Source organism: Bradyrhizobium sp. NBAIM14, from assembly GCF_020193895.1.
Classification (GTDB): domain Bacteria; phylum Pseudomonadota; class Alphaproteobacteria; order Rhizobiales; family Xanthobacteraceae; genus Bradyrhizobium; species Bradyrhizobium yuanmingense.
In genome coordinates, this window is sequence record NZ_JADYVQ010000022.1 from 69443 (window position 1) to 88830 (window position 19388).

Consider the following 19388-nt stretch of genomic DNA (forward strand, 5'->3'; position numbering starts at 1 on the left):
GCGACTATTCCAGCGTCTTCAGGTAGGACAGCAGGTCGTGGATCTGGTCCGGGCTGAGTTCGAAGGCCGGCATGTCGGCATGTCCGGTGGAGATCCCCTCGGCCAGCGCCTCGCCAAGGCTGTTGATCGGATAGCGCCGATGCAGGGTGCGTAGCGGAGGCGCGATCTCCAGCTGGCTCTTGGAGGCGCGGTCGATCGCGTGACAGCGTGCGCAATTGGCTCGGGCGAAAGCCTTGCCGCGTTGTTCGGCGGCCGGGGCCGCGAGCGCAGGCGTGATCAGAAGCAGCCCAATCAGGCCGTGACGCAGTGCTCTTTGCAGCATGGAATCATCCCGTCGAACGTGGACGCAGAATAAGAGCGGGATGCCAGCCAAATTTGATCTGGGTCAATCGGCTGCGGCACGGTGCAGTAAAATGCAGCCGCGCGGTGGACTCGGCCTGACGTCGGGAGCGGCCGGCGTGGGGAGCGATGGATGAAGCCTTCCGTGGTCACGAGTGAGCCGAACGGACATCATTGCGACGATTGTGCCGTGCGTGGAGCGGCGGTCTGCTCGTCGTTCGATGCAGCCGAACTCCGGGAGTTCGAGCATCTCGGCCGCCGCGTCCATTTCGATTCGGGCGAGACCGTGTTTTCCGAGGAAGACATCACGACCTCGTTCTACAACGTCCTCGAAGGCGTCATGCGGCTGTACAAGCTGCTGCCTGACGGCCGGCGGCAGATCGTCGGCTTTGCCTTGCCCGGTGACTTCCTCGGGATGAATCTGTCCGGCCGGCACAATTTTTCGGCCGATTCGATCGGCGTGGTGAAAGTGTGCCAATTCCCAAAAGGGCCTTTCGGCCGTTTCATCGAAGACCGGCCGCAATTGCTCAGGCGCATCAACGAGCTGGCCATTCGCGAGTTGAGCCAGGCGCGCGACCACATGGTTCTGCTCGGACGCCGCTCGGCCGACGAGAAGGTCGCGACCTTTCTGCTCGGCTGGCGTGAGCGGCTGGTCGCGCTCAACGGTCCGTCCGACATGGTCGCGCTTCCGATGAGCCGTCAGGACATCGCCGATTATCTCGGCCTGACCATCGAAACCGTCAGCCGCACTTTTACCAAGCTTGAGCGTCTCGGCGTGATCGAGATCATTCACGGCGGCATCAGCATGCTCGACCCGGCCCGTGTCGAGGCCATGGCCGCAGCCTGACCTCCCGTCCACGGCGTCTTCGGCAGAATTTGATCCCGATCAATGACGCTGGCCATGCTCCGCAAAATACTGCCGGACACAAATCCGGGAGGGGATGATGCCTGCTGACGCGTTGCTGGTGACCGTTGTCGTCGTCGCGATCTTTGTGGTGTTCGCCGCAGTTCTGGCCTGGGCTGACCGGCAAACCAGGGCGGGCCGGCTTGATCCGGATTCCAGGCACTGAAGCCTTCTGCAGGTCCAGGTCCAGGTCCAAGTCCAGGTCCAGGTCCAAGTCCAAGTCCAAGTCTAGGTTTAGGTCCGAGTCCGGCGCGCCAGGGTCGATGCTCGCCTGGGCGGGCGCTGGCCCTCGGCAGCGTCTCGACGCAATCGCGGTTTGCGTAATCCGCAACTCTGCGTCGAAAAGGAAGCATCGCCGCAGCTTTTGGCTGCTGACTTCCTCGTTACGGGCCTTTTCGTGGCATTTGCCTCAAATCGCGCGCGTGCTTTCCGGTTGAAATGCCTGGTAACGTTGACTACGCAGGAACTCAGTGCCTCGTAGTCTTAGGAGCCCCGCGGCGTGCCTCAGGACAAGACCGGCGATCCCCGACAACCGGCGGGCAACAAACTATCGGTCCTGCGCAAGCACCCGATCTTCGCGGATCTGGAGCCGGAAGCGCTCGATCAACTCTGCCGCTACGCCAAGCACACCACCGTCAAGCGTGGCGCGACGATCGCCGCCAAGGGCGATCCCGGCAACAGTCTGTTCGCGGTGATCGCGGGGACAGTCAAGATTTCCTCCTCATCGCCTGATGGGCGGAACGCTATTCTCAATCTGATCGGCCCCGGAGAAATCTTCGGCGAGATCGCCGTGCTCGACGGCGCGCCCAGGTCGGCGGATGCGACCGCCAATACCAATTGCGAGCTCTACGTCATCGATCGCCGGGACTTCCTGCCGTTCGTGAAGAGCCAGCCGGCGCTGGCGATGAAGTTCATCGAGCTGCTGTGCGCGCGTCTGCGCTGGACCAGTCAGCAGGTCGAGCAGGTGATCCTGCAGAATCTGCCGGGCCGGCTTGCCAGTGCACTGCTCGGTCTCACCGAAGAGCGCAAGCTGGATTCCGGCAGCGGCACGCTCGCCATCACGCAGCAAGAGATCAGCGAGATGGTCGGGATGACGCGCGAGAGCATCAACAAGCAATTGCGCGCCTGGGCCGGCCGCAACTGGGTCCGCCTCGAGCACGGCGCCATCGTCGTGCTCGATACGGACGCGCTGCGCGAGCTTGCCGAGAGTGGCCTCGGCGGCGAGTGACGCCGTCGGCCTAACCGTCGATGCTGGCGACCGCGCGGAGCCTCGATTGGAGGCGTCAAGTCACGGGCTAGCGACGTCGAGCCAGGCCGCCATACCCACCATAGTGCGAATTGGGCCAGGAATCGATTGATGCAAGTCTTGCATCGATCGATGCCGGATTTGGCTTGGACAGAGAATGCCGCCCGCCCTAGGGACGACATTGGCGCTTGACTTCACACCTGAAGCGGAGCGACCCAAGGCGGCCTGCAGCCGGGCCGACAACGATATAATCGATCTCAATCAACCCAGGAGGAAGCCCACATGAAGACGCTCACCGGTATCATCACAGCCGTTGCACTGGCGGTCTCAGCACCCCTGGCCACTGCACGCGATTTCCGCTCGGCTGACGTTCACCCCGCCGATTATCCGACCGTCGAGGCGGTCAAGTTCATGGGCCAGCAACTCGCGGCGGCGAGCGGCGGCAAGCTTGGCGTGAAGGTGTTTCCGAACGGCGCCCTAGGCTCGGAGAAGGACACGATCGAGCAACTCAAGATCGGCGCGCTCGACATGATGCGGATTAATGCATCGCCGCTGAACAATTTCGTGCCCGAGACTATCGCGTTGTGTCTGCCCTTCGTCTTCAGGGACACGCAGCACATGCGCACCGTCCTCGACGGTCCGATCGGCGATGAGATCCTGGCAGCCATGGAGCCCGCGGGCCTGGTCGGCCTTGCCTATTACGACAGCGGCGCGCGCTCGGTCTATACCGTCAAGGGACCGGTCAAATCGCTGGCCGATCTGAAGGGCCTGAAGATCCGCGTCCAGCAATCCGACCTGTGGGTCGGCATGATCCAGAGCTTGGGGGCCAACCCGACGCCGATGCCCTATGGCGAGGTCTACACCGCGCTCAAGACCGGCCTCGTCGACGCTGCCGAGAACAACTGGCCGTCCTACGAATCCTCCCGGCACTTCGAAGCCGCCAAGTTCTACAACATCACCGAGCACTCCCTCGCGCCCGAAGTTCTCGTGATCTCGAAAAAGGTCTGGGACGCGCTGAGCAAGGAGGACCAGGCGATGGTCCGCAAGGCAGCCAAGGAATCGGTGCCCGTCATGCGCAAGCTCTGGGACGCGCGCGAGCAGGCCGCCCGCAAGACCGTCGAGGCCGCTGGCGTTCAGGTGGTCACGATCGGCAACAAGGCGGAGTTCGTCGATGCAATGAAGCCGGTCTACCAGAAGTTCGCCGGGAACGAGAAGCTGCAGAGCCTCGTCAAGCGCATCCAGGACACGAAGTAAGACAATTCGGGAACCGGGTCCGGCGTCGCCGCCAGGCGGCACCGGATCCCGTAAGGAGGCGCGGGATGACAGACCCACACGTCGCAAGTCACGAGCAGGGGGCCGTAGCAACACGCCCGTCCACCGGCTTGCTGTCGCGGGTCAATGCCCCCATCGCGCGCCTTGGCATGTACGTGTCGGTGACAGGCCTGCTCGTCATCGTCGCCATCGTCTTCTACCAGGTGTTCGGACGTTACGTGCTCAACTCCAGCCCGACCTGGACGGAGAACCTGGCGCTGGTCCTGATCCTCTACGTCACGCTGATCGGCGCCGCCGTCGGCGTACGCGATGCCGGGCATATCGGCATGGACAGCCTGCTGGTCATGCTCCCCGATCACGCGCGGGAGAAGATCGAGATCGTGATCCACGTTCTGGTCGCCGGGTTCGGCCTCGCAATGGCCTATAACGGCTGGATCCTCGGCGCGTCGGTCGGCACCGTGAAGATCCCCAATCTCGGCCTGCCCGAGGTGATCCGCTACGTGCCGCTGTTCGCCTCCGGCGTCCTGATCGTTTCGTTTTCCATCGAGCACATCATTGCTCTCCTGCGCGGCGAAGAGGTCGTCCCCTCATGGAACTGATCATCCTCGGCGCCACCTTCTTCGGCTTTCTGATCCTCGGCGTACCGGTCGCCTTCGCGATCGGCCTGTCGGCCATCTGCACCATCCTCTACGAAGGCCTGCCGGTCGCCGTCATCTTCCAGCAGATGATGTCGGGGATGAACATCTTCTCCTTCCTCGCCATTCCGTTCTTCGTCTTCAGCGGTGAGTTGATGCTGCATGGCGGCGTGGCCGACAAGATCGTGCAACTCGCCAAGAATCTCGTCGGGCACATCCGCGGCGGGCTCGGCATGTCGAACGTGGTCGCGTGCACGCTGTTCGGCGGCGTCTCCGGCTCACCCGTGGCCGACGTGTCGGCGATGGGCGCGGTGATGATCCCGATGATGAAGAAGGAGGGATACGACACCGACTACGCCGTCAACGTCACCACCCATGCCTCGCTGGTCGGAGCCCTGATGCCGACCAGCCACAACATGATCATCTATGCGCTGGCGGCCGGCGGCAAGGTCTCGATCGGCGCGCTGATTGCCGCCGGTCTCCTGCCGGCGCTGGTGCTGATGGTCTGTATGCTGGTTGCCGCCTACGCGGTCGCGGTGAGGCGCGGTTATCCCGCCGGCAAGTTCCCGGGCTGGGCCGAGGTGGTCCGCTCGCTGGCGGCCGCGCTGCCGGGGCTTCTGATCGTCGGCATCATCCTGGCCGGCATCCTGTCCGGCGTCTTCACGGCAACCGAATCGGCGGCCATCGCCGTCACCTACTCGATCCTGCTGACGTTCTTCATCTATCGCACCATGACTTGGGGCAACTTCCTGCGCGCCGCCGCCAAGGCGGTGAAGACGACCGGCGTGGTGCTGCTGCTGATCGGCGTCTCCACCATGTTCCAGTACCTGATGGGACTTTACGAGGTGGCGGATCTCGCCGGCGCGATGATGAACAAGTTGTCGACGCAGCCCTGGGTGATCTTCCTGCTCATCAATATCATCCTGTTCGTGCTCGGCACGTTCATGGACATGGCGGCAACGATCCTGATCTGCACCCCGATCTTCCTGCCGATCGCGATGAAGGCGGGCATGGACCCGGTGCAGTTCGGCATGCTGATGCTGATCAATTGCGCCCTCGGGCTCAACACGCCGCCGGTCGGAACGACGCAATTCGTCGGCTGCGCCATCGGCGGCATCTCGGTCGGCGCGGTGATGCGCACCATCCTGCCGTTCTATGCTGCGCTCATCGCAGCACTGATGTTCGTGACCTATGTCCCTGCATTCTCGCTGTGGCTGCCGCGCCTCCTGATGGGCTACAAGGGCTAGCAGCACCAGGGAGACATTGTCAGTGACGGACTATCGCAAGCTCTTCGATCTCACCGGCAAGACCGCGCTCGTGCTCGGCGCCGCGTCCGGCATCGGCAAGTCGTCGGCCGAAGCGCTTGCGGATCTCGGCGCCCGTGTCGTCTGCGCCGATCGCGCGCTCGACGCAGCGGAGGCGACCGCCGCCGGCATTCGCGACAAGGGCGGCTGGGCGGAAGCAGCTGGCTGCGACGCCGCAAGCGCCGCGGATGTCAATGCACTCGCGAAAACCGTGATGCAGAAGTTTCCGCGGCTCGACATCGCCGTGACGACGCCCGGCCTCAACATCCGCAAGACCATCCTCGACTACACCGAGGAGGATCTCGACCGCGTCCTCAACCTCAACGTCAAGGGCACGGTCTTTTTCTTCCAGGCCTTCGGCCGCATCATGGTCGCGCAGAAGGGCGGCAGCATCATCGCCTGCTCCTCGGTTCGCGCGGTGACCATCGAGCCCGGCCTCGGCATCTACGGCTCGACCAAGGCGGCGATCGGCCTGCTGGTGAAGGGCTTTGCCTCCGAGGTCGGGCACGCCGGCGTGCGCGTCAATGCGATCGCCCCGAGCATCGCCGAGACCGCGCTGACCGGCCCTTTCAAGCAGCGCCCCGACATCTACAATCTCTACGCCGGCCACACCGTGTTCAACCGCTGGAGCAGCGCCGACGAGGTCGCGACCGCCGTCGCCTATCTCGCCTCGGATGCCGCAAGCTATGTCAGCGGCAGCACGCTGTTCGTCGACGGCGGCTGGACCGCCGTCGACGGCCCGCCGACCGGTCTCACCCAGTTGCACAAATAGCAAAGGATGTAGCTCGGGTTGCGCTTGCACGTCGCGCGGCTCACTGGCAGGCCTCCTTCGCAACCGCAGCAGGAAGCTCCGGCGCGCGCGGCTTGAGCAAATCGCATGGGGCTTGCCGGATAAATGCGCTCGGCTGGCCGGTATTTTGGTGTTACGAACTGGGACATGAACCAGCACGCCAAGATCAACGCGAAGATCGAGATCCGCCATTCGACCTGTCCGCATGATTGCCCCTCGGCCTGCGCCCTCGATGTCGAGGTGGTCGAAGGCCGCAGCATCGGCCGCGTCCGCGGTTCGAAGAAGCAGACCTACACCGCCGGCGTCGTCTGCGCCAAGGTCGCCCGCTATGCCGAGCGCATCCATCATCCCGAGCGGCTGATCTATCCGCTGCGCCGCACCGGCCCCAAGGGTTCAGGTCAGTTCGCGCGGATCTCCTGGGACGAGGCGCTGGACGAGATCGGGCACCGATTCAATGCGGCCGAGCGCGACTTCGGTGCGGAATCGATCTGGCCCTATTACTACGCGGGGACGATGGGGCTCGTGATGCGCGACGGGCTCAACCGTCTCACGCATGTGAAGAAATATTCGCGCTTCTACCAGACCATCTGTGCCAATGTTGCGCGCATCGGCTTTGCAATCGGCACCGGCAAGATCGCCGGCGTCGACCCGCGCGAGATGGCGCTGTCCGATCTCGTCGTGATCTGGGGCACCAATCCCGTCAACACTCAGGTCAACGTGATGACGCACGCCTCGCGCGCCCGCAAGGAGCGCGGCGCGAAGATCGCGGCGGTCGACATCTACGACAACGAGACCATGAAGCAGGCCGACATCAGGATCATCCTGCGGCCCGGCACCGACGGCGCCTTCGCCTGCGGCGTCATGCATGTCCTGTTCCGCGACGGCTACGCCGACCGAGCCTACATGGACAAGTATACCGATTGCCCCGCCGAGCTCGAGGCGCATCTGAAGTCGCGCACGCCGGAATGGGCCTCGGCGATTTGCGGCGTTCCGGTGTCGGAGATCGAGGCTTTCGCCAAGGCCGTCGGCGAGACCAAGCGGACCTTTTTCCGTCTCGGCTATGGCTTCACCCGCTCGCGCAACGGCGCGACGCAGATGCATGCGGCGCTGTGCATTCCCGCGGTGACCGGCGCTTGGCAGTATGAAGGCGGCGGCGCCTTCTTCAACAATTACGCGCTGTGGCACTTCAACGAATCCATCATCGAAGGCCACGACGCGATCGACAAGACCACCCGCGCGCTCGACCAGTCGCAGATCGGACGTATCCTCACCGGCGATGCCGAAGCTCTGCAGGGCAAGGGCCCGGTCAAGGCGTTGCTGATCCAGAACACCAATCCGATGACGGTGGCGCCGGAGCAGGCGCTGGTCCGGCAGGGCTTTGCGCGCGAGGATCTGTTCGTGGCGGTGCACGAGCAGTTCATGACCGAGACGGCGCAGATGGCCGACATCGTGCTGCCGGCGACCATGTTCATGGAGCATGACGACCTCTATTATGGCGGCGGCCATCAGCACATCTCGGTCGGGCCGAAGCTGATCGACCCGCCGGGCGAATGCCGCTCCAACCACGAGGTGTTGCAGGCGCTGGCGCCGCGGCTGGGCGCCAGGCATCCGGGCTTCGAGATGAGCCCGCGCGAATTGATCGACGCGACCTTGAGGCTGAGCAATCATGGCGACATCGCTGGCCTTGAAGCCGACATCTGGCGCGACCTGCAGCCGGATTTCCGCACCTCGCATTATCTCGACGGCTTCGCCCACGCCGACGGCAAGTTCCATTTCAAAGCCGATTGGGCGCATCCGCCGTTCGGCGTCACCATGGGCGACTACGACAAGATGCCTGGTCTGCCGGATCATTGGGCAGTGATCGAGCTCGCCGACCGGGCCCATCCGTTCCGGCTTGCGACCAGCCCCTCGCGCAGCTTCCTCAACACCACTTTCAACGAGACGCCGTCCTCGCAGGCGCGTGAGGGCCGGGCCAGCGTGATGATCCACCCGCTCGACGCCGCCGCGCTCGGCATCGCCGATGCCGATGCGGTGACGCTCGGCAACGGCCGCGGCGAGACCACGCTGATCGCGACGCTGTTCGAGGGCGTGCGGCGCGGTGTCCTGATCGCCGAATCCGTTCATCCCAACAGCAACCATATCGGCGGCCGCGGCATCAACACGTTGACGGGCGCAGATACGATCGCGCCGATCGGCGGCGCGGCGTTCCACGATAATAAAGTCTGGATCAGGAAGGCGGCCTCAGCTCAAGGCGTGCACTCCGTGACGCCGTAGCCCGCGAATTCCTTTGCAATGTTCGGGTTCATCGACTTCGCCTGCGCGATATCGGTGGCGCCGTCGCCGCCGCTTCTGCGCGCAGCGATGCCGCGGCCGAACAGCGAGGACGAGGAGCGCGGGTTGCGCTGGATCGCGTCGGTATAATCCTTGATCGCCTCGGCATTGCGCCCGAGCTTGAGGTTGACGAGCCCGCGGCTGTCGAGTGCATCGCTCAAGCCCGGGTTGATCTGGAGCGCCAGATTGCAGTCGGCGAGCGCGCCTTGCGGGTCGCCCGTCGCAGCCCGGCTCCAGCAGCGGTTGTTTAGGGCTTCCGCGTCCTTGGGCGCGCGGCGGAGCACCGCGTCGAAATCCTGTATCGCGAGCGCATAGGCGCGCTTGATCGCGTAGACCTGGCCGCGTTTGTAGCGCGAGGTGACATCGTTGGCGTTGACGGTGATCCTGCGGCTGAGATCGGCGAGGACGGGATCTCGTGCCAACTCGTCCGCATTCGGGGCGGGCTCCGCCTGCGGTACCTCGCAGACCGGCTTTTGCGGCTCGGGTGTCTGCACCTGTGGCTTGGCCGCGTCATCCCGCGGCCGCGTCGCCGGGCCTGCGAACGAGAACTCCGTCGTCAGCGAGGAGGACAGCCAGGGCACCTGTTCGCGGTTGGTGGCGGCAACCACGCCGTTCTTGGTGTTGGTCAGGGCCTGCTCGGCGCTGATGTTCGGCGCGCGCATTTCGCGCAGCAGCTCGGCGACAAAGAGGCTGCGATCGGTCTTGCCGGTCGCCGTGACCGCGCCGAGCGCGGCGGAGTAGAGCACCAGCGTATTGCTCGGTACGATCGCCGGCGCCAGACCGGCCGAATGGCGGCGGAAGCGCCGCTCGAACGGATTGCGGCGGGAGGCGTCGATCAGCGCGATCTTGATGGCGGCACCGCGCGTGTTCATCTCGGCGAGGATGGTGTCGAGGCTGAAGCCGTCGCGCGAGACGTCCGGCTCGGTCCAGATCTGGGCGTCGACCGGCAGCAGATAGGTCTGACGGTTGGACTGGATGGCAAAGCCGTCGAAGAAGATCAGCGCCACCGCGCCGCGCTCGATGCGGTCGTAGAAGCGGCCCAGCACCTGCCGCATGGCATCCCCGGTGAGATTGCTCTGCCTGTCGACGACGAAGCCGCCGCTTCAATTCCTCAGCGACGTCCTGGGCATCGTTGGCGACCTCGCTCAGGACGAACTCATTGTCGGGATATTTCGCGTTGCCGATCACCAGCGCGATCTTCGCGGCGTCGGCCGCATGGCATGCGGCGCCGCCGCTCAGCACGACCAATCCTGCCAGCAACAACATCAATGCGGCGCGCATGAAATGGCTCATCGGTGATCAAATCTCCGGTCAGGATAGCGCGCGCAAGCCCCAGTTCAATCGCGAAGCGGAAGTTGCGCCCACACGCTATGGTGAGGCGACCCTGCAGATTGCCCTTGCGCGCGCCGCCGGTCCTGCCGCAAATGGCTGCAAAACGGGACCAAGCGAGCGAGCATGTCATGACCGACACCACAGCCGTCATCACCGAGAAGCGCGGGCAGGCGTTCTGGATCACCATCAACCGGCCGGAGAAACGCAACGCGCTGAACGGCGAGGTCATCGCCGGGATCACAAGAGCCTATCGCGACGCGCATGAGGACAAGGACGTCCGCGTCATCGTGCTGACGGGCGCGGGCGACAAGGCGTTCTGCGCGGGCGCCGACTTGCAGAATTCCGGCGCGGCTTTCGCGATGGATCATTCCAAACCAAATGTCGACTATGCCGATCTGTTACGTTTGTCACAGAACGCCACCAAGCCCGCGATTGCGCGCCTCAGTGGTGTCTGCATGGCCGGCGGCATGGGCCTTCTGTGCATGACCGACATGGCGGTTGCGGCCGATCACGTCGTCTTCGGCCTGCCGGAGGTGAAGGTCGGCGTGTTCCCGATGCAGGTGCTGAGCCTGCTGCAGCGCATCGCTCCGCCCCGTCTCGTCAACGAATGGGCGCTCACGGGCGAGCCGTTCGACGCCAGGGCCGCGCAGGCCGCTGGCCTGCTCAACTACATCGTGCCGGCCGCCGAGTTAGATGCCAAGGTTGACTGGCTGATCGCCCGCATCGTCGACAAATCCCCGACCGCGATCCGCCGCGGCAAATACGCCATGCGCGCGATCGCCTCGATGTCGTTCGACGAGAGCATCGCCTATACCGAAAGCCAGATCGCACTGCTCGCGATGACCGAGGACGCCAAGGAAGGGTTGAAAGCGTTCAGCGAGAAGCGGAAGCCGGTCTGGACGGGGAGGTGAGGGGATCCGCTCTCGCATCCCGGACGCGCCGCAACGCGTCGGCGTCGCTGCGCAGAGCCGGGACCCAGGGCGGCACGAACGAGAATGTAGCCGCATCCTCCGCCGTCATTCCGGGGCGCGCGTAGCGCGAGCCCGGAATCCATCGTGCAGCAAGTGATGCGGAGAAATGGATTCCGGGCTCGCGCCAAGGGGCGCGCCCCGGAATGACAATCTCACCCCGCGTTCGCCTTCAGTCCCGCCGCCTGAATCCCCGCCACCGCGCAGGCTTCGTCATTGTCGGACGTATCGCCGGAGACGCCGACCGCGCCGAGCAGGGTGGTGCCATCCATGATCAGCACGCCGCCGGGGACCGGTACCAGCGCGCCCTTCGCGATCGTGTTCACGGCATCGACGAAATAGGCCTGCTCCTGCGCGCGCTGGAACAGAGCACGCGAGCCCATGCCCATGGCGAGCGCGCCATAGGCCTTGCCATGCGCGATCTCGGCGCGCATCAGGCTGGTTCCGTCCTGCGCCGCCGCGAGCTTGAGCACGCCGCGCGCGTCCAGGATGGTGACGACCAGCGGCTTCAGCTTGAGCTCGCCGGCTTTCGCGAAGGCGGCTTCGAGGATTTTTCGGGCGGTGTCGAGGGTGAGATCAGCCATGGCTGGTTTCCTTTGCAGCTGGAGAGGTGGCGTTGGATTTGGCGCGATCGAGGCTCATGGCCAGCACGCGGGCGACGTGAAGTGCTTCGCGCTGGGCGCCGTCGTGGATCTGGTGCCGGCATGAGGTGCCGTCGGCGACGACGAGCGTATTCCGGTCAGCCTTCCGCACGGCCGGCAGCAGTGACAGCTCGGCCATCTCGATCGAGGCATCATACGTGTCCGCGCCATAGCCGAAGGCGCCGGCCATGCCGCAGCAGCTCGACTCGATGGTCTTAACCTCAAGGCCTGGGATGAGGCTCAGCACCTGCTCGACAGGCTTGAAGGCGCCGAAGGATTTTTGATGGCAATGGCCGTGCACCACGGCCTTGTCCGCGACGATGCCGAGCGGCAGTTGCAGCCTTCCGGCCTCTGCCTCGCGCGCCAGAAACTCCTCGAAGGTCAGCGCGTGGGCGCCCACCGCCTTGGCTTCGTCGTCCTTGCGCAGTGAAGCGAGCTCGTCGCGCAGCGTCAGGAGGCAGCTCGGCTCGAGGCCGACGATCGGCACGCCGCGCGCCGCGTATGGCGCGAAAGCCGAGACCAGCCGGTCGAGCTCGACCTTGGCTTCGTCGACGAGCCCGGCTGACAGGAATGTGCGGCCGCAGCACAGCGGACGGTTGCCGCTCGCAAGTTTTGGCAGATGCACGCGATAGCCGCCGGCCGTGAGCACGCGCAGCGCGGCGTCGAGATTCTCGCGCTCATAGATGCGGTTGAAGGTATCAGTGAACAGCACGACCTCGCGACCGTCCGTAGGCCCGACGCTTTCGGACGGCGGCACGAACACATCGCGGCGAAAGGCGGGGAGGGCCCGGCGCGCGCTGATGCCGGCGAAGCGCTCGAACAGCTTTCGCAGCAGCGGGCTGCCGTTGCGCAAATTAGCCAGCGGTGCCAAGCGCGAAGCAAGGCCGGCATAGCGCGGCAGATATGCAACCAGCCGGTCGCGCAGCGTCAGGCCGCGGCTGGCGGCGCGCGCCGCGAGCACCTCGATCTTCATCTTGGCCATGTCGACGCCGGTCGGGCATTCATGGCGGCAGGCCTTGCAGGAGACGCAGAGTTTGAGCGTCTCCATCATCTCGTCGGAAGAGAGCGCATCCGGGCCGAGCTGGCCGGAGATCGCAAGCCGCAGCGTATTGGCGCGGCCGCGGGTAACGTCCTTCTCGTCGCGCGTGGCGCGATAGGACGGGCACATCACACCGCCCTCGAGTCTGCGGCAGGCGCCGTTGTTGTTGCACATCTCGACCGCGCCCTGGAAACCGCCGCCGGCGCCAGGATAAGCCGACCAGTCGAGCTTCGTCTTCAGCTCGCCGACCCGATAGTCGGGCTTGAAGCGGAACAGCGAGCGGTCGTCCATCCTGGGCGCATCGACGATCTTGCCGGGATTGAGCAGGCCGGCAGGATCGAAGCGCTGCTTCACCTCCCTGAAGTCGGCGACGAGGCGCTCGCCGAACATGGCCTCGTGGAATTCGGAGCGCACCAGCCCGTCGCCGTGCTCGCCGGAATGCGAGCCCTTGTACTCGCGCACCAGGGCGAAGGCCTCTTCGGCGATGGCGCGCATCGCCTTGACGTCCTTCTCCAGCTTCAGGTTCAGAACGGGGCGCACATGCAGGCAGCCTTCGGAGGCGTGCGCGTACATCGTGCCGCTGGTGCCGTGCTTGGCGAAGACTTCGTTCAGCCGCGCGGTGTAGTCGGCGAGGTGCGGCAGCGGCACCGCGCAGTCTTCGACGAAGGAGACCGGCTTGCCCTCCTGCTTCATCGACATCATCACGTTGAGGCCGGCCGCGCGGAAATCGGCGATGCCGCTCTGCAGCGCGGGCTCGGTGATCTCGACCACGCCGCCCCATTTGCGCGTGTCGTTGTTCCAGCCAAAGCCGAGATCCGCCATCAGCTCACCGAGCTGCTTGAGGCGCACGAGGTTGTCGGCTTGGTCCTCTTCGGCGAATTCGACCACCAGCACGGCATCCGGATCGCCTTTGATCGCCGCGGAGATGACGGGTGCGAACATCGCAATGTCGCGGCCGAGCGCGATCATGGTGCGGTCGACCAGCTCGACCGCAATCGGCTTGAGCTTGACGAGGTGCTGGGCCGCATCCATCGCCTCGTAGAAGCTGCCGAAATGGCAGACGCCGAGCGCCTTGTTGCGGATCACGGGCCAAAGCTTCAGCTCGACCTTGGTGGTGAAGGCGAGGGTGCCTTCGGAGCCGACCAACAGATGCGCCATGTTGTTCGGTGCATTGCGCGGCACCAGCGCATCAAGATTATAGCCGCCGACGCGCCGCTGCACCTTTGGGAAGCGCGCGGCGATCTCGTCGGCCTCGCGGGTGCCAAGGTCGAGCATGTCGCGGAACAGGGCGCGGGTGCTGTCGCCGGCCTCGAGGTCGGAGAGATCGCGCGCGACCTCACCGAAACGGCTCAGCGTGCCGTCGGCGAGCGATGCCTCCATCGACAGCGTGTTGTCCCGCATGGTGCCGTAGCGCAGCGAGCGGCCGCCACAGGAATTGTTGCCGGCCATGCCGCCGATGGTGGCGCGGGAGGCCGTGGAGACGTCGACCGGAAACCACAGGCCGTGCTTTTTGAGCTGGCGGTTGAGGTCGTCGAGCACGATGCCAGGCTCGACCACGCAGGTGCGGGCTTCGACATCGAGCGACAGGATCCGGTTGAGGTGCTTGGAGAGATCGACCACGAGGCCGTCATTGACGGTCTGGCCGCATTGCGAGGTGCCGCCGCCGCGCGGGGTGACCTTCAGCCCCTCGTCGCGCGCAATCGCCAGCGCCCGCAAGGCCTCGTCCATGGTCTTGGGGACCACCACGCCAGCCGGCATGATCTGGTAGAACGAGGCGTCGGTGGCGTAGCGGCCGCGGCTGAAGCCGTCGAACAGCACGTCGCCGGTCAATTCCGACCGCAGGCGCCGTTCGAGCGAGGAGGCGTTCGTCATCCCTGATCCCGGACTGACCCGGCGAGGCTCAGCCTTGCTGGGATATTCATTGTGGTTCCTGACCGACTATATTGTGAATGCAAAATGAGCAAGCCTGGCGCCTTTAAGGCGATGCCGGCGCGCCCTCTTGGGGCTCGGTCAGGTGCTCGATCGCTGCCGCCCGTTTGTTGCGCAGATGCTGGAACAGGATGTCGCTGAGCTCGCTCCCGGCGCGGCGGCGCAGCGCATCGAGGATGGCCTCGTGCTCGCGCATGGCTTCCGCCCAGCGCTGCCGCTTGCGGGCGAAATTGGCGGAGTAGCGGACGCGTCGGATCCGGCCGGCGAAATTGGCGTAGGCAATCTTCAGCGTATCGTTGCGCGCGGCATCGACGATGCTCTCGTGGATGCGCTGGTTGGCCTGGAAATAGCCGTGCATGTCGCGATGCAGGTAATGGCCGTACATCTCGTAGTGCAGCTGCTCGATCGCCGTGATTTCCGCATCCGTTATGGCTTCGCAGGCGAGGCGCCCCGCCAGGCTTTCCAGGCCTGCCATGACGTCGAACAGTTCTTCGAGGTCGCGCTGGCTGAGCTGGCGCACCCGTGCGCCGCGGTTGGGCAATAGCTCGATCAGGCCCTCGGCGGCGAGCACCTTGAGCGCCTCGCGTAGCGGCGTGCGGGAGATGCCGAGCATCTCGCAGAGTTGCCGCTCGGGAACGCGCGCGGCTTCGGGAATGTTGCCTTCGACCACGTAGTCGCGCAGCCGCAGCAGGATCTCGCCATGCAGCGAGGCCTCGTGACGGTTTTCCTGGCGCTCGCCATTGCCGGGGGACGGGGTGATCGGAACCCCGGTGTCGGGAATCGTGGATTTCATTTGCAGCACAGTAGTTTGCCCGGTTGATCGCGTCGACGCTCGCAATCGAATACCAGATTTCGATTGAAGGGACAAAAAATGAATGCAAAATAGCCGGCAGAGCCGGCCATAACCCGCCGAAAGGGAGCTTTGCATGCCTCAGGGACGCCATTTCCTGCAGATTCCGGGCCCGAGCCCGGTCCCCGAGCGCGTCCTGCGCGCGATGGACATGCCTGTCATCGACCACCGCAGCGCCGAATTCGGCGAGCTCGGCCGCACCGTGCTCGAAGGCAGCCAGCAGATCTTCCAGACCAGGGGGCCGGTCGTAATCTTCCCCTCGTCGGGGACCGGCGCCTGGGAAGCCGCGATCGTCAACACGCTGTCGCCGGGCGACAAGGTGCTGATGGTCGAAACCGGCCACTTCGCCACGATGTGGCGGCAGATGGCGGGGCGCTTCGGCATCGAGGTCGATTTCGTCCCGGGCGACTGGCGCCGCGGCGCCGATCCCACGGTGATTGAGGCCAGGCTCTCCGAAGACGCCGCGCGCACCATCAAGGCGGTGATGGTCGTGCACAACGAGACCTCGACCGGCGCGACCAGCCGCATCGCCGAGATCCGCGCCGCGATCGACCGCGCCTCGCATCCGGCACTCTTGATGGTCGACACCATCTCCTCGCTCGGCTCGGTCGACTATCGTCACGACGCGTGGAAGGTCGATGTCAGCGTCAGCTGCTCGCAGAAGGGTTTCATGCTGCCGCCCGGTCTCGGCTTCAACGCGATTTCGGACAAGGCCTTGGCTGCGTCCAGAACCAACAAGATGCCGCGCTCCTATTTCGACTGGGAGGAGATGCTCAAGCCCAACGCCAAGGGTTTCTTCCCCTATACGCCCGCGACCAATCTGCTCTACGGCCTGCGCGAGGCGATCGCGATGCTGCTCGAGGAGGGGCTCGACAATGTTTTTGCGCGGCATCAGCGCTTGGCGGCAGCGACGCGGGCCGCGGTCAACCATTGGGGTCTCGAAGTGCTGTGCCAGGAGCCTTCGGAGTTCTCGCCGGTGCTCACGGCCGTGCTGATGCCTCCGGGGCATGATGCCGATCAGTTCCGGAAAGTCGTGCTCGACAATTACAACATGTCGCTCGGCTCGGGCCTGTCGAAGGTCGCCGGAAAGGTCTTCCGCATCGGCCATCTCGGCGAATGCAACGCGCTGACGCTGCTCGGCGCGCTCACCGGCATCGAGATGGGCCTGTCGGTGGCCGGCGTGCCGCACCGCGCCGGCGGCGTGGACGTCGCGATGAAGCTGCTGGAGCAGCGCCCTCAGGGCAATGCCGCGCCGCATCTGAAGATCGTCGGCACGTAAAGGTCGGCCCGCGAAGACGGTCGCGACGGAGCGGCCGAGGGCAGGCCGGCCCGCTATGCCCGAGGGGCCCTTTGGAGGAGAGGACAAGCCGGTCAAATGGTGCTATTCGGCGCCCACCAAACCAAGGCAAGACCGGGAAGGACGCCGATGACCGTGCATACTGGAAGGCATTTCCTACAGATTCCAGGACCGACCAACGTGCCCGATCGGGTGCTGCGGGCGATGGATATGCCGACTTTGGACCATCGCGGTCCGGAGTTCGCCGAGCTCGGTTTTGCCGTGCTTGCCGCAATGCAGCGCGTATTCCGCACCAAGCAGCCCGTGATCATCTTCCCCTCGTCCGGTACCGGCGCCTGGGAAGCGGCGATGGTCAACGTGTTCGCGCCCGGCGACAAGGTCTTGATGTGCGAGACCGGCCAGTTCGCCGTGCTGTGGCGCGGCATCGCCGACAAGTTCAAGCTCGATGTCGACTTCATCCCGAGCGACTGGCGCCATGGTGCCGATCTTGCGGAGATCGAGAAGCGTCTTGCCGCCGACAAGCAGCACGCCATCAAGGCGGTCTGCGTCGTGCACAACGAGACCTCGACCGGCTGCGTGACGCCGCCGCTGGAGGTGCGCAAGATCCTCGACCGCACCAAGCATCCGGCGCTGCTGATGGTCGACACCATCTCCGGCCTCGGCTCGATGGAATATGAGCACGACGCCTGGGGCATCGACGTCTCGGTCGCGGGCTCGCAGAAGGGCCTGATGCTGCCGCCGGGCCTCGGCTTCAACGCGGTCTCGGAGAAAGCGCTCGCGGCCGCCAAAGCCAACCCCGGCATGCGCTCCTACTGGGACTGGCAGGAGGTGATCAGCTTCAACAAGCTCGGCACCTTCCCCTACACGCCCGCAACGAACCTGCTCTACGGCCTGCGCGAGGCGGTGAAGATGCTGGAGGAGGAGGGGCTGGAGAACGTCTGGACCCGCCACAAGCGCCACAGCGCCGCGACGCGGGCTGCGGTCAAGGTCTGGGGCCTGGAGACGCAATGTGCCGATCCGGCCGCGCATTCTCCGGCGCTGACCGGCGTGCGCGTGCCCGAGGGCTTTGATGCCGACGCCTTCCGCAAGGTGGTGCTGGAGAACTTCGACATGTCGCTCGGCACCGGCCTGAACAAGGTCAAGGGCAAGGTGTTCCGCATCGGCCATATCGGCCATTTCAACGATCTGATGCTGATGGGCACGCTCGCCGGCGTCGAGATGGGCCTCGACCTCGCAAAGATCCCGCACCGGAGCGGCGGCGTATTGGCGGCCATGGACGTCCTGAAGGGACGCGACGTGGTGCCGATGACCAAGGCCCAGGTCGCCTGAGGCTCAGGTTGCCTGAGGGCGGCCTGACTGAACTGTAATGAAGAAAGTGAGCGCGCGATGAACGCACCGACGACTGCCAACGAAGACCTGCTCTACTCCGTCACGGACGGCATCGCGCGGATCACCTTCAACCGCCCGCAGGCGCGCAACGCCATGACCTTTGCCATGTATGACCGCATGGCGGAGATATGCCAGGAGATCAACGTCGACCGTTCGATCAAGGCGCTGATTCTGACCGGCGCGGGCGACAAGGCGTTCGCCTCCGGCACGGACATCTCGCAATTCCGTGCCTTCAAGACCGCGCAGGATGCGCTCGACTACGAGGCGCGCATCGATCGCGTGCTCGGCACGCTCGAGCAGTGCCGCGTGCCGGTGATCGCGGCGATCGCCGGCGCCTGCACCGGCGGCGGCGCGGGGATCGCGGCCTGCTGCGATCTTCGCATCGGCACCGAGACGACCCGGATGGGCTTTCCGATTGCGCGCACGCTCGGCAACTGCCTGTCGATGTCGAACATCAGCCGCGTCGTCGCGCTGGTCGGTCCCGCCCGCACCAAGGACATGATCTTCAAGGCGCGCCTGGTCGAGGCGCCGGAGGCGCTGGCGCTCGGCCTGCTCAACGAGGTCGTGCCTGACGTCGAGACGCTGCAGCGCCGTGCCGACGAGACTGCAAAGCTCGTCGCCAGCCACGCGCCGCTGACGCTGGAAGCGACCAAGGAAGCGGTGCGCCGCATCCGCCGCACGCTCTCGCGCGAGGAAGGCGAGGACCTGATCCTGAAAGCCTATATGAGCGAGGATTTCCGCGAGGGCATGGATGCCTTCCTCAACAAGCGGGCGCCCGTCTGGAAGGGCAAGTAGCCCTACGTCCTTCGAGAAGCCGCTGCGGCGCCTCCGTGTCCAGCCCCACCTAACGCGGCGGCAAGCCCCCGCCAAGCGCGATCTTAATAGTGCCGGTCTTTGCACGTTGCGGAGGCGTACATATACAGGTTGTCAGCGCCACCGGAGATCGAAGCGAAGGCGGCCAACGTATCCGTGAGAGTGCGTAGTTCATTGTTGGCTGAACGGCCTCCAGCTTCAAAACAGTCGCTGATCGCGCGTGCATCTTATCACCCAGGGCCCTCCTAGCGTCAACGAAGACCATCGCCTCTTAGGGGCAGTTGGCTATCTTGCCGTCTCAACAAAATA

At 65.0% G+C, this 19388-nt stretch carries 18 protein-coding genes; 13 read left to right on the top strand and 5 right to left on the bottom strand.

Features of this window, described 5'->3' with window-relative positions; translation table 11 throughout:
* Positions 1-4 precede the first annotated feature (4 nt).
* Entirely contained in the window at positions 5-322 is a 318-nt protein-coding gene (locus I6F28_RS32485; protein WP_225133147.1) for a c-type cytochrome, read from the bottom strand.
* 150 nt (positions 323-472) lie between these two features.
* On the opposite strand from I6F28_RS32485, the gene I6F28_RS32490 reads away from it, so the two are divergent.
* The 8 genes from I6F28_RS32490 (at position 473) to I6F28_RS32520 (ending at position 8764) form a co-directional block, all read left to right on the top strand.
* Positions 473-1186, top strand: a complete 714-nt coding sequence (locus I6F28_RS32490) for a helix-turn-helix domain-containing protein (RefSeq protein ID WP_225142920.1) — start codon at positions 473-475, stop codon at positions 1184-1186.
* 94 nt (positions 1187-1280) lie between these two features.
* Positions 1281-1409: a hypothetical protein gene (locus I6F28_RS37560; RefSeq protein ID WP_275970700.1), complete on the top strand. Its 129-nt coding sequence runs from the start codon at positions 1281-1283 to the stop codon at positions 1407-1409.
* A 333-nt stretch (positions 1410-1742) separates the two neighbouring features.
* The gene (locus tag I6F28_RS32495; RefSeq protein ID WP_036007486.1) at positions 1743-2471 is read left to right on the top strand and encodes a Crp/Fnr family transcriptional regulator; all 729 of its coding nucleotides are present in this window, start codon (positions 1743-1745) and stop codon (positions 2469-2471) included.
* Between the two features lie 300 nt (positions 2472-2771).
* Entirely contained in the window at positions 2772-3743 is a 972-nt protein-coding gene (locus tag I6F28_RS32500) for a TRAP transporter substrate-binding protein (protein ID WP_036043896.1), read from the top strand.
* A gap of 65 nt (positions 3744-3808) precedes the next feature.
* The gene (locus I6F28_RS32505) at positions 3809-4360 is read left to right on the top strand and encodes a TRAP transporter small permease (protein ID WP_225142922.1); all 552 of its coding nucleotides are present in this window, start codon (positions 3809-3811) and stop codon (positions 4358-4360) included.
* A complete protein-coding gene (locus I6F28_RS32510) occupies positions 4351-5643 on the top strand; it encodes a TRAP transporter large permease (protein ID WP_036043893.1) in 1293 nt (430 codons plus the stop codon). Before I6F28_RS32505 ends, I6F28_RS32510 begins: the two co-directional genes overlap by 10 nt.
* A 22-nt stretch (positions 5644-5665) precedes the next feature.
* Complete coding sequence (locus I6F28_RS32515; RefSeq protein WP_225142924.1) at positions 5666-6472, top strand: SDR family NAD(P)-dependent oxidoreductase; 807 nt, start codon at positions 5666-5668, stop codon at positions 6470-6472.
* Positions 6473-6637: 165 nt separating this feature from the next.
* Positions 6638-8764, top strand: a complete 2127-nt coding sequence (locus tag I6F28_RS32520; RefSeq protein WP_225142926.1) for a molybdopterin oxidoreductase family protein — start codon at positions 6638-6640, stop codon at positions 8762-8764.
* Here the strand turns inward: I6F28_RS32520 and I6F28_RS32525 are convergent.
* Positions 8737-9876 carry a caspase family protein gene (locus I6F28_RS32525; protein ID WP_524536126.1) on the bottom strand — a complete coding sequence of 380 codons (1140 nt, stop codon included), beginning with the start codon at positions 9874-9876 and terminating at the stop codon, positions 8737-8739. The genes I6F28_RS32520 and I6F28_RS32525 overlap by 28 nt on opposite strands.
* 16 nt (positions 9877-9892) lie before the next feature.
* On the opposite strand from I6F28_RS32525, the gene I6F28_RS37925 reads away from it, so the two are divergent.
* Positions 9893-10120 (top strand): hypothetical protein, encoded by a 228-nt coding sequence (locus I6F28_RS37925; RefSeq protein ID WP_524536127.1) that lies wholly within the window; start codon positions 9893-9895, stop codon positions 10118-10120.
* A gap of 161 nt (positions 10121-10281) precedes the next feature.
* The gene (locus I6F28_RS32530; RefSeq protein ID WP_036007523.1) at positions 10282-11064 is read left to right on the top strand and encodes an enoyl-CoA hydratase/isomerase family protein; all 783 of its coding nucleotides are present in this window, start codon (positions 10282-10284) and stop codon (positions 11062-11064) included.
* Between the two features lie 212 nt (positions 11065-11276).
* Here I6F28_RS32530 and I6F28_RS32535 read toward each other — a convergent pair whose 3' ends face one another.
* From I6F28_RS32535 to I6F28_RS32545, 3 genes are all read right to left on the bottom strand, one after another.
* Positions 11277-11705 (bottom strand): GlcG/HbpS family heme-binding protein, encoded by a 429-nt coding sequence (locus I6F28_RS32535; protein ID WP_109143030.1) that lies wholly within the window; start codon positions 11703-11705, stop codon positions 11277-11279.
* Positions 11698-14673, bottom strand: coding sequence for an FAD-binding and (Fe-S)-binding domain-containing protein (locus I6F28_RS32540; RefSeq protein ID WP_225142928.1), 2976 nt, complete (start codon positions 14671-14673; stop codon positions 11698-11700). The genes I6F28_RS32535 and I6F28_RS32540 overlap by 8 nt, the downstream gene beginning before the upstream one ends.
* A 103-nt stretch (positions 14674-14776) precedes the next feature.
* A complete protein-coding gene (locus I6F28_RS32545; protein WP_225142938.1) occupies positions 14777-15523 on the bottom strand; it encodes a GntR family transcriptional regulator in 747 nt (248 codons plus the stop codon).
* A 133-nt stretch (positions 15524-15656) separates the two neighbouring features.
* Here I6F28_RS32545 and I6F28_RS32550 point away from each other — a divergent pair, with 133 nt between their 5' ends.
* The 3 genes from I6F28_RS32550 to I6F28_RS32560 all read left to right on the top strand — a co-directional run bounded on the left by I6F28_RS32550 (position 15657) and on the right by I6F28_RS32560 (position 19061).
* Positions 15657-16859, top strand: coding sequence for a pyridoxal-phosphate-dependent aminotransferase family protein (locus I6F28_RS32550; RefSeq protein ID WP_225142940.1), 1203 nt, complete (start codon positions 15657-15659; stop codon positions 16857-16859).
* Positions 16860-17006: 147 nt separating this feature from the next.
* Positions 17007-18206 (top strand): pyridoxal-phosphate-dependent aminotransferase family protein, encoded by a 1200-nt coding sequence (locus tag I6F28_RS32555; protein WP_225130428.1) that lies wholly within the window; start codon positions 17007-17009, stop codon positions 18204-18206.
* Positions 18207-18263: 57 nt separating this feature from the next.
* Positions 18264-19061 (top strand): enoyl-CoA hydratase/isomerase family protein, encoded by a 798-nt coding sequence (locus I6F28_RS32560; RefSeq protein ID WP_109143034.1) that lies wholly within the window; start codon positions 18264-18266, stop codon positions 19059-19061.
* Positions 19062-19388: the final 327 nt, after the last annotated feature.